Origin of the sequence: Sphingobacterium sp. xlx-130 (assembly GCF_011007405.1) — a bacterium.
GTDB lineage: Bacteria > Bacteroidota > Bacteroidia > Sphingobacteriales > Sphingobacteriaceae > Sphingobacterium > Sphingobacterium luzhongxinii.
Window position 1 is genome coordinate 100,888 of sequence record NZ_WFKN01000010.1, and the last position, 14,222, is coordinate 115,109.

The 14,222-nt window shown below is 40.7% G+C and carries 13 protein-coding genes; 1 reads left to right on the top strand and 12 read right to left on the bottom strand.

Going from position 1 to position 14,222, the window contains the following annotated elements:
- Nucleotides 1-8 precede the first annotated feature (8 nt).
- Nucleotides 9-545 carry a dCTP deaminase gene (dcd, locus tag G7B18_RS16305; protein ID WP_164111503.1) on the bottom strand — a complete coding sequence of 179 codons (537 nt, stop codon included), beginning with the start codon at nucleotides 543-545 and terminating at the stop codon, nucleotides 9-11.
- A 152-nt stretch (nucleotides 546-697) separates the two neighbouring features.
- On the opposite strand from dcd, the gene G7B18_RS16310 reads away from it, so the two are divergent.
- Nucleotides 698-1,336, top strand: coding sequence for a 4'-phosphopantetheinyl transferase family protein (locus G7B18_RS16310; RefSeq protein ID WP_164111501.1), 639 nt, complete (start codon nucleotides 698-700; stop codon nucleotides 1,334-1,336).
- Between the two features lie 3 nt (nucleotides 1,337-1,339).
- Here the strand turns inward: G7B18_RS16310 and G7B18_RS16315 are convergent, their stop codons facing one another.
- The 11 genes from G7B18_RS16315 to G7B18_RS16365 all read right to left on the bottom strand — a co-directional run bounded on the left by G7B18_RS16315 (nucleotide 1,340) and on the right by G7B18_RS16365 (nucleotide 14,221).
- Nucleotides 1,340-2,389, bottom strand: a complete 1,050-nt coding sequence (locus tag G7B18_RS16315) for an AI-2E family transporter (RefSeq protein ID WP_240452885.1) — start codon at nucleotides 2,387-2,389, stop codon at nucleotides 1,340-1,342.
- 44 nt (nucleotides 2,390-2,433) lie between these two features.
- Nucleotides 2,434-3,210, bottom strand: coding sequence for an enoyl-CoA hydratase/isomerase family protein (locus G7B18_RS16320; RefSeq protein ID WP_164111499.1), 777 nt, complete (start codon nucleotides 3,208-3,210; stop codon nucleotides 2,434-2,436).
- Nucleotides 3,211-3,214: 4 nt separating this feature from the next.
- The gene (locus G7B18_RS16325) at nucleotides 3,215-5,731 is read right to left on the bottom strand and encodes a DUF5686 family protein (RefSeq protein WP_164123476.1); all 2,517 of its coding nucleotides are present in this window, start codon (nucleotides 5,729-5,731) and stop codon (nucleotides 3,215-3,217) included.
- Nucleotides 5,732-5,878: 147 nt separating this feature from the next.
- Nucleotides 5,879-7,264: an NADH-quinone oxidoreductase subunit N gene (locus tag G7B18_RS16330; RefSeq protein WP_164111495.1), complete on the bottom strand. Its 1,386-nt coding sequence runs from the start codon at nucleotides 7,262-7,264 to the stop codon at nucleotides 5,879-5,881.
- Nucleotides 7,265-7,287: 23 nt separating this feature from the next.
- Nucleotides 7,288-8,733: a NuoM family protein gene (locus G7B18_RS16335; protein ID WP_164111493.1), complete on the bottom strand. Its 1,446-nt coding sequence runs from the start codon at nucleotides 8,731-8,733 to the stop codon at nucleotides 7,288-7,290.
- Nucleotides 8,734-8,755: 22 nt separating this feature from the next.
- Complete coding sequence (gene nuoL, locus G7B18_RS16340; protein ID WP_164123478.1) at nucleotides 8,756-10,675, bottom strand: NADH-quinone oxidoreductase subunit L; 1,920 nt, start codon at nucleotides 10,673-10,675, stop codon at nucleotides 8,756-8,758.
- 21 nt (nucleotides 10,676-10,696) lie between these two features.
- On the bottom strand, nucleotides 10,697-11,026 hold the full coding sequence (nuoK, locus tag G7B18_RS16345) for an NADH-quinone oxidoreductase subunit NuoK (RefSeq protein ID WP_079645424.1): 330 nt from the start codon (nucleotides 11,024-11,026) through the stop codon (nucleotides 10,697-10,699).
- Nucleotides 11,026-11,523, bottom strand: a complete 498-nt coding sequence (locus G7B18_RS16350) for an NADH-quinone oxidoreductase subunit J (protein ID WP_164111488.1) — start codon at nucleotides 11,521-11,523, stop codon at nucleotides 11,026-11,028. Before G7B18_RS16350 ends, nuoK begins: the two co-directional genes overlap by 1 nt.
- A gap of 4 nt (nucleotides 11,524-11,527) precedes the next feature.
- Complete coding sequence (locus tag G7B18_RS16355; RefSeq protein ID WP_079645426.1) at nucleotides 11,528-12,049, bottom strand: NuoI/complex I 23 kDa subunit family protein; 522 nt, start codon at nucleotides 12,047-12,049, stop codon at nucleotides 11,528-11,530.
- A gap of 106 nt (nucleotides 12,050-12,155) precedes the next feature.
- Nucleotides 12,156-13,196 carry an NADH-quinone oxidoreductase subunit NuoH gene (gene nuoH, locus G7B18_RS16360; RefSeq protein ID WP_164111486.1) on the bottom strand — a complete coding sequence of 347 codons (1,041 nt, stop codon included), beginning with the start codon at nucleotides 13,194-13,196 and terminating at the stop codon, nucleotides 12,156-12,158.
- 8 nt (nucleotides 13,197-13,204) lie between these two features.
- Entirely contained in the window at nucleotides 13,205-14,221 is a 1,017-nt protein-coding gene (locus G7B18_RS16365) for a 2Fe-2S iron-sulfur cluster-binding protein (RefSeq protein WP_164111484.1), read from the bottom strand.
- Between the last annotated feature and the right edge of the window lies 1 nt (nucleotide 14,222).

Here is a 14,222-nt window from a genome sequence, read left to right on the forward strand (position 1 = left end):
GAAGAATGCTAAAAAGCATTCTTCCACATCATACTTTCAACAGGACGGATAGTCTTGTTATTATATTTAGCATTTCCTTTACTATTGTAGAAAGTTTCAATATCACCCTCCACCACAAAATAAATTAACTGACCGATAGGCATCCCCGCATAGACGCGAACAGGCTGAGCAACAGAAACCTCTAAGGTCCAAGTGTTACAAAAACCCACATCGCCTTTTCCAGCTGTCGCATGTATATCAATACCAAGACGACCTGTGCTTGATTTACCTTCCAGGAAAGGCACGTGTCCGTGTGTCTCCGTATATTCCATCGTAACGCCTAAATACAATGTCCCTGGTTCTAAAACATAACCTTCTTCAGGAATTTCGAAATGTACAATCTCGTTATGCTTTTTGGCATCCAACACGGCATCTTTATAAGTTGCTAAGTATTTTCCCAAATGTACATCGTACGAATTCGTACCTAGGCATTTACGATCAAATGGCTCGATAACGATTGTTCCATTTTCAATCTCTTCTAATATTCGTGTATCTGATAATATCATATTGAATTGTCAAACAGTTGGCGATTACCAACTGGACACCAAAAATACGGTATTGCCTGACATCTAGCAAGTTTTTTAAGAAGTTACTCCGAATTCCGAATGTTCGGCGTTTTTCCTTTGACTTTCTACCTTTTACTTTTTACATTTGACGTATGGCGTTAGTATACCTCAGAGAGCTGGATAGCAGTACTAAATTTGCAATATGGAAGATTGAAGAATCTGCTGATGAGCTATTGAGCAAATTGCAACTGGATGAGGAGGAGCAAAACCGCCTGCAAAACCTCAGCAAAGGAAAAAGAACCCTACATTGGTTGGCCACCCGTGTGCTACTACGTTACCTCCTGCAGACCGATGAATTCATATATTGCCCTTCCGACAAAAACGGCAAACCTTACCTTCCACACTATCCCTATAAGATATCACTCACCCACTCCTTTGATTACGCTGGAGTAATGTTAAGCACAAAGGGCGAATGCGGTATGGACCTCGAAATTGTGAAAGATAAAGTATTACGTATCAAAGATAAATTTCTAAAGCCTCAGGAGATGTCTTTTATCCAATCCGACAACGATATTCTACAGTTATACGCCTGTTGGTGCGCCAAAGAAGCGGTGTATAAACTGCAAGGTAATAAAGGTGTATCTTTTTTGCAAGATATGACTATACGTCCTTTTAACTACGAAGCTCAAGGTGTTATGACGCTCGATCTAACCAAAGACGGAAAGGAAACTTCTTTTCAAGTTTACTACGAGCAGTTTCAAGAATATATGCTAGGGTACGCGGTTGGATAACAATTATTCCAGCTTTTCCTCCAATATCTGCTTTTGAAGAGACAGTCGCTTGTTCGCCTTGTAAATCTTCACGGCAATTAAGAAATAGGCAAGCAACAACGGCCCATATACTAGTCCCATAATACCGAAAAGAGGAATACCTATAATAACGCCGACAATGGTAATAATCGGATGTATATCACCAACCTTTTTGGCTATAATCAAACGTAACACGTTGTCAATATTAATGACAAGTCCAAAGCCCCATACCAAAAGCCCTACTCCTTGCCATGTAGCACCTTGAGATAACAGAATAACTGCCGCCGGAACAAAAATCAATGGAGGCCCCAGTAAGGGAATAAAGGAAAGAATAGCACAGATAACGCCCCAAAATACTCCATCCTTAACACCAAAAATATAAAAACCTATGGCTAGACAAACCCCTTGAACGATTGCAATAAAAGTCTGTCCGATAATATTAGAATAAGTAATATTTTTCAGCTCTTCACCAAAAACTGTTGCATTGGCATCATCAAAAGGCAAGTAATGTATGATGCTACTTTCGAAGCCTTTATAATTCACGAACAGAAAATAAAGCAAGAAGTACATAACCGAAATTTCCAGGAAGGCATTTGCGGCTCCACCCAAAACTGTAGTTAGCAGTCCTCCGAAATAGGCTGCGCTAGCTTCAATCTGCTCTTTTAAAAAGTCAGGCTTTCCTAGCTTATCTCCAGCAAAGGTATTTATCGCATTGATAATATCACTGATCCAAGCTGGATTTTTCTGTAGCTCAATTGCCTTATTTACCAACATCGTCCCAATCCCAACAAACGGTAAAACTATAATAAAAATGGAAAGAATAATAACCACTACAGAAGATAGAGACTTTGGCCACTTCAATCGCTCTATCAAAAAGATATTCAGATTACGAAACAAGGTATACATCACCATCGCCCCTAGAATAGCTCCAAAAATACCCTTCATGGCATAAAGAATAACTGCCCCTAAGACAAGGACAATTATTAAAATGATAATATTCCTTTCCTTCTGCGAAAAAACGTCTTTACCAATCATAAATCAACCATTAATACAATTATTATAAAAAGGACTCCGTTTACTTAGAAATTTGGCTTTCTTTTCTCCAAAAAAGCTCGAATCCCTTCCTTCGCCTCATCTGTATCAAAACAAGCACCAAAAAGAGCCATCTCTTTCTGAAAACCTTCCTTCGGATCTAAAATCCCCGTATTGACAGCCTTTATAGTTGCGGCAATTGCTTTGGGCGATCGTAAATAAATCCGTTCTAGCAATGTATAACACTTCGCTAATAGCTCATCCCCCTCCACAACATAATTTACTAAGCCAAAGGCCAAAGCTTCCTCGGCGTTCACCATATCACCTGTCATAATCATTTCAAAAGCCCTTCCCTTTCCTACCAATTGAGGCAGTCGTTGCGTCCCCCCATATCCAGGAATTAATCCCAAAGACGTTTCCGGCAAGCCAAGCCTAGCAGTCGAACTAGCAATACGTATGTGAGCGGCAAGTGCCAACTCAAGCCCACCCCCCAACGCGAACCCATTGATCGCGGCTATAACCGGTTTTGGGTAGGCTTCAATTTTATCCATTACATGATGTTGTCCCTCTGCAGCAAGAAGTTCGGCCGAGGCTCCATCCATACCCTCAAACTCTCCAATATCAGCCCCTGCAATAAACGATTTATTTCCCGCTCCGGTCAAAACGATTCCCCGTATGGTCTCATCTTCGGCCAACGTATCTAAAACAGTACTTAACTCAGACAATGTCTCTTTATTAAGCGCGTTCAACTTTGTCTCTCTGTTTATCTTAACAACTGCAGTCTTTCCCTCTCTTTGCACTAAAATTGTATGGTATGCTGTCATAGCTCTAAAAATTAAAGTTTAATGATAGTTTAAATCGTTCGTTGGTTACATTCGGATGATATCGATAATTAAAACGATAGAAATACTGTACCCGGAATATGCTTAAAATATTATCGAGCCCCACATATCCCTCCCAATACGGGCTTTTCTGAAGTGCATGAGTTACAGTATATCCCTCCTTATGCGTATCAAAATACACCACCTTGTCACTAATACTCGGATTATTATCTGCTGATAGTCGTCCGTAAAACATACGTCCACCAAAAATCTCTCTGAATCTCAGTTTTTTGATCAAAGGTAATTTGTTTAAAATAAAGCCATTCAATTCGTGATCATAGGAAAATTTCAAAAACTGATCTGCCACAAATTCCATGGAGTTCGTCATTTCGTACGATATCGTATGTCGATCCTTCATCTCCTGTATATTCGGCATCTCTAATAGTGGATAGGGCAAAGTACCCCAAATCTTGCCCGCAGTAAGCGTAATATCAGCAAATCCAAGCTGGTTCATGAAGAAGCGTCTGGAAGCGGAGAAACGTAACGCATCATAATTATAAGCAGCATCAAAAAAGCCATTAATACCTTTGTTATACTGCAAACTAAATACTGGGTAGCTTTCCACAATTGTCCGGCGTTGCAAATTTCGATAGTAAAATTTTTCGAAAGGAGCCCATCGCAAGGTAAACTGTACATCGTTCGTGTTAATATTTGCCAGTGATTTCGTACTATCCGCTGTTAATGCAAACCGTAAATCACCAATAGCTGTTCGGCGTTGATGCGTAAAGGTACTTGATAGGCTAAAATGATTACCAAACTCAACAACATGTCCAAATCTATAAGCTTCAGTGTCCAGCCATTTTGTTGGCTTATTCGACCTAAAACTTCTAAAAAAACTGTCCCCTTTTAAATAACCAATAGCTTTTCCTGGTTCAAATACATCATGCTGTACTGATCCCTCTAAATAGTGCGCAGGAAAGGTAGCAACAGATTTACCATTTAACGCGACAGCCGTACGCAAATAATATTTAAACTGTTCATCCTGGAACCCATAAGCCATGTAACCTTCTAAATAAACCTTCTCGGAAAATTCCGCTGTAGTCCTTCCACCAAATCGCACCCGATTACCTTCCATCTCATTGCGATGATACAAATATTCCAACGGGCCAAGCTCAAATTTTCCCACCGGATAATACCCTTGCGCCAATAAATACCCCGCCGCCAATAATGTTTTAAAAGATTTAAGATCATTTAAGCTATCTATGTTGGCATAGGTGCGTGCTTCATACGAACTCAACGGCACAGGTCTCTGCCCATCCAACCCTGAGTCCAACCGTAATTCAACCGGAGCCCCCGAAAATGTATTCTCCGTTGCTGCGTGGTGCGTATCATAACGATAATGAACACTAGATCGCTCTCCAAAGACTGCATCAACCTTGCCTCGGCCAAACACAACAAATACGTTCGAACTATCTTGCAGCATTACTCCTTCTGAATTTTTGAAATACGAAAGGTCAACCTTAAATGAATTAACCCAACTGATATTGGTCTTCTCGTCGATTTTCAAGGATGCACGTTTTACGGCGTAACGCTCATCCAAAGCAACAACAAGCTCCCCTTTAAAAAGCAGGTCATTTTTATTTCGAGGCTCAAATCGGAGTACAGCAAAAATCTCTTTTTCGGTACGGAGCGTATCTGTAATATAATATTTATAATACAGCTTCGCATTGTCTGCAATAGGACTAAGGAAAAGCTTATTGATAAAAAAGATACTTTCCTCATAAATATCCACCGGCTGGAACAAGTAGTTAAGATAAGAGCTTACATTTGGATTGTTGACATAACGTGGATCAAATTCTGTTTTGTATTGCGCGCGGATAACTTTCTTAGTGCGCGTAGGTCGCTGTTGGATATAATTATCAGAGAGATCTTCTTGCAAATACAAGGTCAGCAATTCATGTCCAGGAAGGGAATTGGTATCCACATCTTTGAAGAAGAAACTCATGTCGCCCATCTTGGTCTTGAAGCCATTTTGTGGATCCACCATACCAAATTTTATTTTATCATACTGTTGAAAATACAGGCTATCTTTATGTGTAAGCTGATTCTTACGCTTATTACGAATCACTAAGTCAATGAGTTCTGTTGCTGGGTTAGTATTTTTGTACTTGCCTCTTTTAACAATCTCAACAGTCTCTATAACTTGGTCCTCCTTGTTAAGGTATACCACTAGTGTACTATCTCTTCCAGATACAAGAATATTTTTCTTCTTGTAGCCTATAGCAGACACAACAATTTCTAGGATTGTCGAGTCCAGCTTGATGTAAAAACTTCCACTGCTATTCGTAGAACTCCCCTCAGGATGTTCTAAACACTGTATAGTAGCTCCCACAATTGGACGCTTACTCACTGCATCCCGGACTTCACCTCTTAAAGAGGTTTGGGCCAGAGTCGGAACAATCGACAATGCCACAACAATAAAAATTGCAACATACCTACTCAATAGCGTTATCAATCTTCTCATAATCAACTATGGTCCTTCATAAAGATACAACTTGTGACCAAAGTTCAAAACACATAGGCATAAAAAATAAACAACGCTACAGCGCTATGTTCTTATAAAATCAAAAAGCCCTTATAAAAGGGCCTTCATCATGAATTTATAAAACAATTATAACAGTCTAATAATACAATCGGGATAAAGACCGATCACTAGCGTAAATACCACTGTGGTAGCTAATACTATTTTAAAACTCCACGGAAGTGCGATGGCTTCCTCCTCATGTTCGGCTGTTTTAAAATACATATGCACGACCACACGTAGATAATAGTAAACACCCATTGCTGCATTGACCACTGCCAAAAGCAATAAGACGATGTGATAATCCTGCATCACTGTACTGAACATCATAAACTTACCAATAAAACCTGCAGTCAATGGAATTCCTGCTAAAGACAACATCGCTATTGTTATTACAAAAGAGAGAAAGGGGTTGGTTTTTCCAAGACCGTTAAAAGCCATAAACTGGTCCGTCCCTTTGGCACGCTTCACCAAAATAAGTCCCGCAAATGCAGCTACGGAAGATAATGAATATGCAATCGCATACGTAAAAATACTAGACGTAGAGCTCGCACCTAAAGCCACAATAGCAAACAACATATACCCGGCATGTGAAATACTGGAATAAGCCAACATCCGTTTAAAACTAGTTTGCATCATCGCGGTGATATTCCCTATAAACAACGTGATGATAATAACAACCAGAAGCACCGGCGTCCAAAAATCATGCAATGGTACAAACACATAACTAAACAAACGCAAGAAGCCTGCGAACGAAGCTACCTTGACTACCGTACTCATATAACTTGTAATCAATATCGGTGCACCGTCATAAACGTCAGGTGTCCAAAAATGAAATGGAGCAGCTCCAACTTTAAAACAAAGTCCGATCAAGAGCAGTAAAACCCCACCATAAAAATAAGGAGAAATTTGCTGTGGGTTATCGATAAGATACTGCCTCACCCCCGTAATGTCAAATGTACCTGTCGCTCCGTACAATAGTGTTATTCCAAACAAAAGAAATCCTGTGGAAAAAGCCCCCATGAGAAAATACTTCAAAGAGGCCTCGTTCGAACCAAAGTCGGTTCTCCGTATTCCTACCAAAATATACAAAGCCACTGACATCACTTCGATTCCGATAAATAGCATGGCAAAATTGTGATAAGCACAAACCATCAGCGCCCCTGTCAGGGAGAACAGAATCAAACAATAATATTCAGCGACATTATTACTAATAGCACTGAAATAAGCCTTGGATAACAGGATTACTAATCCTGTAATGACGATACATAATATGGAAAAAGCAAGTGCAAAGTTATCAAAAACCACCATTCCATTATATATTGGTTGAGCATCTCCCCCCCATAAAGCTACCTCAAACACCAATGCTATCAGCAAGCCTATAACTGATACAGGTAACAAAGCAGACTTTGCCTTGAATAGCCCTAAATACAATACTAAAATTCCTAATAACGAAAGCGTAATAATCGCGGCCATAATCTATTAACTTATATCTTGCTTTAAAATTTAACTTGTTGTAAGAGTTGGGTCACCGATGCTTCTGAAAGATGCAGAAAACCATTTGGAAATATACCTAAATACAAGACAACTAATGCAACAATAAACAATACAACCAACTCGTGCCCTTTTAAGTCCACAATGGTAGCATTTCCTTCCGAACGTGTCCCCAACATAGTACGTTGAAATAAACGCAACATATATACGGCACCCAAGATCAATGTCATTCCACCAAAGACAGCATAGAGTAACCCTACTCCATAAATGCCTTTAAGCAGTAAAAACTCTCCAATAAAACCATTCGTCAGTGGCAATCCAACGGCCCCCATAAGGATGATCAAAAAGAATATGGCCAACTTTGGCATGCTTTCAGCTAGGCCACCGAGTTCTTTCAAACTCCGCGTACCGGTCCGTTCTGCAATAATATCCAAAACAAAAAACAAACCGATAACGCTGATACCGTGATTAACCATTTGCATTAGAGCTCCTTGAAGTCCTTCCTGATTCCAAGCGAAAATACCTGCTCCGATCAATCCTACGTGTGCGATCGAAGAGTAAGCAATAAGTCGCTTTGTGTCCTGCTGTTTGAACGCAATAATAGAAGCGTAAACAACACCGACAATACAGAGAATTAAAGCCATCTGACCATAAGCAGCTACGCCCAGTGGCGCGAGTGGGATTAACCAACGAATCAGACCAAAAGTCCCCATCTTCAGCATGATACCCGCTAGGAGCATCGTTCCTGCTGTCGGAGCGTTAGTATACGTATCTGGCTGCCAAGTATGAAAAGGAAATATAGGAATCTTAACAGCAAACGCAATAAAGAAAGCCCAGAAAATCCACCTTTGCGTACCATCCTGCAGCGCCAAGGCAGTAAATGATGTCCATTCAAAATCTTTCGTAGGAGTCTGCTGATAAAGATAAATAATCGCAATCAACATCAGTAACGACCCAAAAAATGTATAAATAAAGAATTTTAAATTTACACGGATACGGTCGCCTTCCCCCCAAAGCGCACAGATAAAATAAATAGGGATCAAAGCTACCTCCCATCCTACATAGAAAGAGAAAGCATCTAAAGCAACGAAAACTAAGAGAAGGCCCGTCTGCATAAAGGATACCAATGCGTAAAAATTACCTTTGAGGTTTTTACTAAAAGTAGAAAGGACAATCAGCGGAATCAACCCATTGGTCAAAACGACCAAAGGTAGACTGATACCATCTAATCCTATATGAAATCTTACCCCTAGACTCTTGATCCAATCAAAGGATTGTTCAAACTGAATGCTCGCATCAGGGACGAAATGACATAAAAAAGGAACAGTAAGTGCCAATTGCAGCACAGACAAACCAAAAGCAAGCCCCTTGGCGGAAGAAGAAGACTTCACAAATGCTAAAACTATAGCACTTACAAGAGGGAGTAACAGCAGTATAAATAGGTTATTCATGGATTACTTCGATTACAAATAGCTATACATTCAAAAAACCGTACAAAAGGATAGCAATAACCCCAATGACCATCATAAAGATATAAAAACCAACATGTCCGGTCTGCAGCTGGCGGATTCCGCGTCCCGAAGACATAAAAAAGGAACCTACGCCATTCACAAAACCATCTATTCCCGCTCTGTCGATCACGTTGTACAAAAATTTAGAGAGCGCGTTTAATGGACGGACGACTATAAGATCGTACAGCTCGTCCACATAAAGTTTATTATAGGAAAGCTTATACAACAATCCCTGTTCTTGACCATCAGCACCAGGAATATTCCGCTTCTTCACATAAGTTGAGTACGCGATAACAGCCATGATCAACGACGCCACAGCGGATGCTCCCATCAAAATATATTCTGTATTATGATCGATATGAACTGGCTCTACCCGGCTATTGCTATAAGCAAATATCGGATCTAGGAAATTTGCCAACCAATTACTCCCCCCCAATGCTCCGGGGACATTTAATAGCCCTCCCACCGCAGCCAATAGGGCAAGTATCACTAAAGGAAACAACATCGTAACAGGAGATTCATGCAAATGACTTTTTTGATTTTCAGTTCCTCTAAATTCGCCGAAAAACGTTAAATACAGCAACCTGAACATGTAAAAAGCAGTAAACAAGGCGCCTAAAAAACCAAATCCCCACAGCAGCGGACTAGAAAGAAAAGCATGCGCCAAAATCTCATCTTTAGAGAAAAATCCCGAAAAAGGAGGTATTCCAGAAATAGCAATCGTTCCTATCAACATCGTCAAATAAGTAACAGGTAGACTCTTCTTGAGTCCCCCCATACGGCGCATATCCTGTTCATCACTCATCGCATGAATGACCGATCCTGCTCCCAAAAAAAGTAGCGCCTTAAAAAAAGCATGTGTGAGGACGTGGAAAAAAGCTCCCGTAAAAGCGCCAACCCCAAGTCCCAAAAACATATACCCCAATTGTGAAACCGTGGAATAAGCCAAGACCTTCTTAATATCATTCTGCGTGATGGCTATAAAAGCAGCTACCAATGCCGTACATACACCTATGGCTGCGATAATCTGCATCGTGACCGGCGACAAGGTAAACAAGATATTCGAGCGAACGATCATATAAATCCCCGCTGTAACCATTGTGGCCGCATGTATCAATGCCGAAACCGGAGTCGGTCCTGCCATCGCATCGGGCAACCAGGTAAATAGGGGAATCTGCGCGGACTTGCCTGTAGCTGCTATAAATAACAATAACGTAATCAACAGAAGAGTGGCGTCACCTATAGGAAAACTAGACGCTTGTTGAAATACAACATCAAATTCCAATGATCCAAATGTCGCAATAATAGCAAAAACAGCGATTAGAAAACCAAGATCTCCTATTCTGTTCATCACAAAGGCTTTTTTTGCTGCAGAAGCATAAGAGGAGTTTTTGTACCAGAACCCGATTAATAAATACGAGCAGAGGCCTACCCCCTCCCATCCGATAAACATAATCAAGTAGTTAGATCCTAACACTAACAACAGCATAAAAAAGATAAACAGATTCAGGTAAGCAAAAAATTTACCATAACCTGCATCGTGATTCATATATCCGATCGAGTACAAATGAATTAAAAATCCTATTCCCGTAATAATAAGCAACATCAACGCGCTCAAAGGATCTACCAAGAAAGAGAAACTGATATCCAAATTACCTACCCGAATCCAGTCGAATAAATGGTATGCAAACGCAGATTCTTGCCCGGCATTCCGAGCAGCTAACACCTCGCCAAATACAAGACAGCTCAACACAAAAGATACCAGTACCACAGCACTACCGAGAGTACCGATGACGCTTTTAGGAAGAATATTTCGTCCTATTCCATTGACTACAAATCCAATCAGGGGTAGTAAAGGTATCAACCAAATTAGTTCGATCATATAGCTAGTTCTACTTAATTTTTACCAACGTAATTTACTTAACGATTCAATGTCTACCGACTTTGTATTTCTATAAACCATGATTACAATAGCTAAACCGACTGCAACCTCAGCCGCTGCTAATGCCATGATAAAGAACACAAACACCTGCCCACTGGCATCTCCACGATAGGCAGAGAAGGCCGCCAACAGCAAGTTGACCGAGTTGAGCATAAGCTCTATCGACATCATAATGATAATCACATTACGACGGATCAATACACCAATGACGCCGATTGCAAAAATGATACTGCAAAAAATCAAATAATGATTCAATGGTATCCCTTGTATATTTTGAATAAGATTATCCATTATGCTTCTTTCGTTTCTTTTTTAGCCAATAATATCGCTCCAACCATCGCTGTCAACAACAATATAGAAGATAACTCAAACGGTAACAAGAATTCGTCAAACAAAACCTTACCCAAGTTTTTCACAAGTCCTACATCGGTATTGCCTGTCACAAACTCATTGTTGCTCTCGATCACCTTAAAAGCGCCCAAGAACGTAGCCAGCATGCACATCCCAGCTACCGCTCCCATAATTTTGACCAAGTTGGATTTTATTGGTTCGGTATCTTTATTAAGGTTGAGCAGCATCAAGACAAATAAAAACAAGACCATAATCGCTCCCATATAAACGATGAAATTGACAACGGCCAGAAATTGTGCGTTCAGTAAAATGTAGTGCACCGTAAAGGTGAAAAAGGTAATAACCAAGTAAAGTACACTATGCACAGGGTTCTTTGTGAAGATGGTCATCAGCGCAAAGAAAATAGACAAAAAGGCAACAAAATAGAATATAGTCATCTGCTTAGGCGTTTTCTCTGTTTAGTTTCGTAATATCAAATTTTGGCTCCACCAATTTATCTTTGCCATATATAAAATCTCCACGTAAATAATCCGCAGTAACATGCGGTCCATCGAGGTATATTGCTTCCTTAGGGCAAGCCTCTTCGCAAAGTCCACAAAAAATACAACGCAACATATTTATTTCATAAACCGCGGCATACTTCTCTTCTCGATAAAGGTGTTCTTCCCCCTTTTGGCGCTCTGCCGCGATCATCGTGATCGCTTCAGCAGGACACGACAAGGCACATAGCCCACAAGCAGTACAGCGCTCACGCCCCTGCTCATCCCGCTTCAGAGAGTGTTGCCCCCTAAAATTCTTTGAATAAGGGCGTATCTCCTCAGGATACTTAATTGTTGGGATCTTCCTGAAAAAATGTTTTATGGTAATAGACAGTCCTTTGGCAATAGCCGGCAGGTACATCCGTTCCCATATATTCATTGGCTTCTGCTCAATTACTTTCTTTCTATTGCTTAATGATTGCATAGTTTTTAAAGTTACAAAAGTGACGAAGTGACAAAAGTTATAAGGATTAAAAACCTCTTTTCGGTGAGCGTCATAACCTCTTAACTCCATAACCTCATAACTTGTATTAAAAATAAGTATCCTTTATTACTGTGATTATACCTGTCAATACGATATTCGCAATGGCTAATGGAATCAATATCTTCCATCCCAAATTCATCAATTGGTCGTAGCGGAAACGCGGCAATGTCCAACGTATCCACATAAAGAAAAAGATGAAACCAAATATCTTTAAAAAGAAAACCAGTACACCTATAATTGTTATCCAATTCTGTGATAAACCAAGCTCGTACATGAATGGAAAATTATAACCACCGAAGTACAACGCCGCCATCAGTGCTGATGATACAAACATATTAATGTACTCCGAGAACATATAAAGCCCTAGCTTCATCGAAGAATACTCAGTATGATACCCACCGACAAGTTCGGTCTCACATTCTGGCAAATCAAAAGGAACACGGTTACATTCCGCGAAAGCACAAGTGATGAAAATCAAAAAACCTAACGGCTGCACCCAGATATTCCAATTGACAAACCCGGACTGCTGTGCTACGATATCCTCCAATTGCAATGTCCCGGTCACCATCAATAAAGCAATCAAGGACAACCCCATACCGATCTCATAACTGATACTTTGGGAAGCCGCACGAATAGCCCCCATTAAAGAGAACTTATTGTTAGACGCCCATCCTCCGAGCATAATACCATACACGCCCAATGCGATAACACCAAACATATAAAGCACACCAATATTTATTCCCGAAGCGACCTGCAAAGAGATCACTTTTTCATTAATCGTTAATTCCTGCCCCCAAGGAATTACTGCTGAACTAATGCATGCCGTAATAATAGCGATCACAGGCCCAAGAATAAAGAGTGGCTTATGCGCTCCTGAAGGAATAATTTCTTCTTTAAAAAAGAACTTACCTCCGTCACAAAGGGGCTGCAAAAGACCAAAGATCCCTGCTCTATTCGGACCGTGGCGATCCTGCATGAAACCGGCGATTTTGCGCTCTGCAAGCGTAGAATACATCGCTATTACTAAAGTGACAGTAAACACAATGACTACTAAAATCAATTTTTCTAAAATAAAACCTGCTTCCATCGCTCAATCTACTTTAAACGTTCTGTTCTAGCCAACTGCTCTTCATTTGCCAGTTGTAATTTTTTATCCTCCGGGATCACAACTGGAGGATTAAACTCCGGGTAATGATTAGCACCGATAACCGATTCATGATCCACAGGAGTAGGTTCTTCCAATATCCAATCTGCTGTACGTTTTGTGTCAAAACGGCAAGTGTTACAGATAAAATCCGTTACTTCACCATACTCGTCCTTTCTACCGGTAACCCGTAATACCTCATCCCCTTTATACCAAAGAGTCACATGCCCGGCACAGTTCGGACAGTCCCGATGTGCATCAACAGGTTTTGTAAACCATACCCTGTTTTTAAATCGGAACGTTTTATCAGTCAAAGCCCCCACAGGGCACACATCAATAACATTGCCCACAAAGTCGTGATCGAGCGCCTTATGTATAAAGGTAGAAATCTCCGAATGATCTCCTCGATTCAACACACCATGTTCCCGTTCTTCGGTAAGTTGATTCGCGACATATACACAACGATAACAAAGGATACAACGATTCATATGCAATTGGATTTTATCTCCAATATCAATACGCTCAAATGTACGGCGCTCAAATTCGTAACGCGTTCCTTCATCGCCATGCTCGTAACCTAAATCCTGTAACTTACACTCCCCAGCTTGATCACATACAGGGCAGTCTAAGGGATGATTGATCAACAGCATCTCCACGACTCCTTTTCGGGCTTCAACCACATCCGGTGATGTAATATTTTGAACCTCCATACCATCCATAACTGTCGTACGACAAGACGCAACCAACTTAGGCATAGGGCGAGGGTCTTTCTCCGATCCCTTCGAAACTTTAACCAGACAGGTGCGGCATTTACCTCCCGTACCCTCCAACTTGGAATAATAGCACATCGCGGGCGGGACAATATCCCCTCCGATCTGACGTGCTGCATGGAGAATAGTAGTACCCGGTGTTACCTCTACCGGTATACCATCGATCGTTACTTTAAATTTTACAACTTCTTCAGCCATC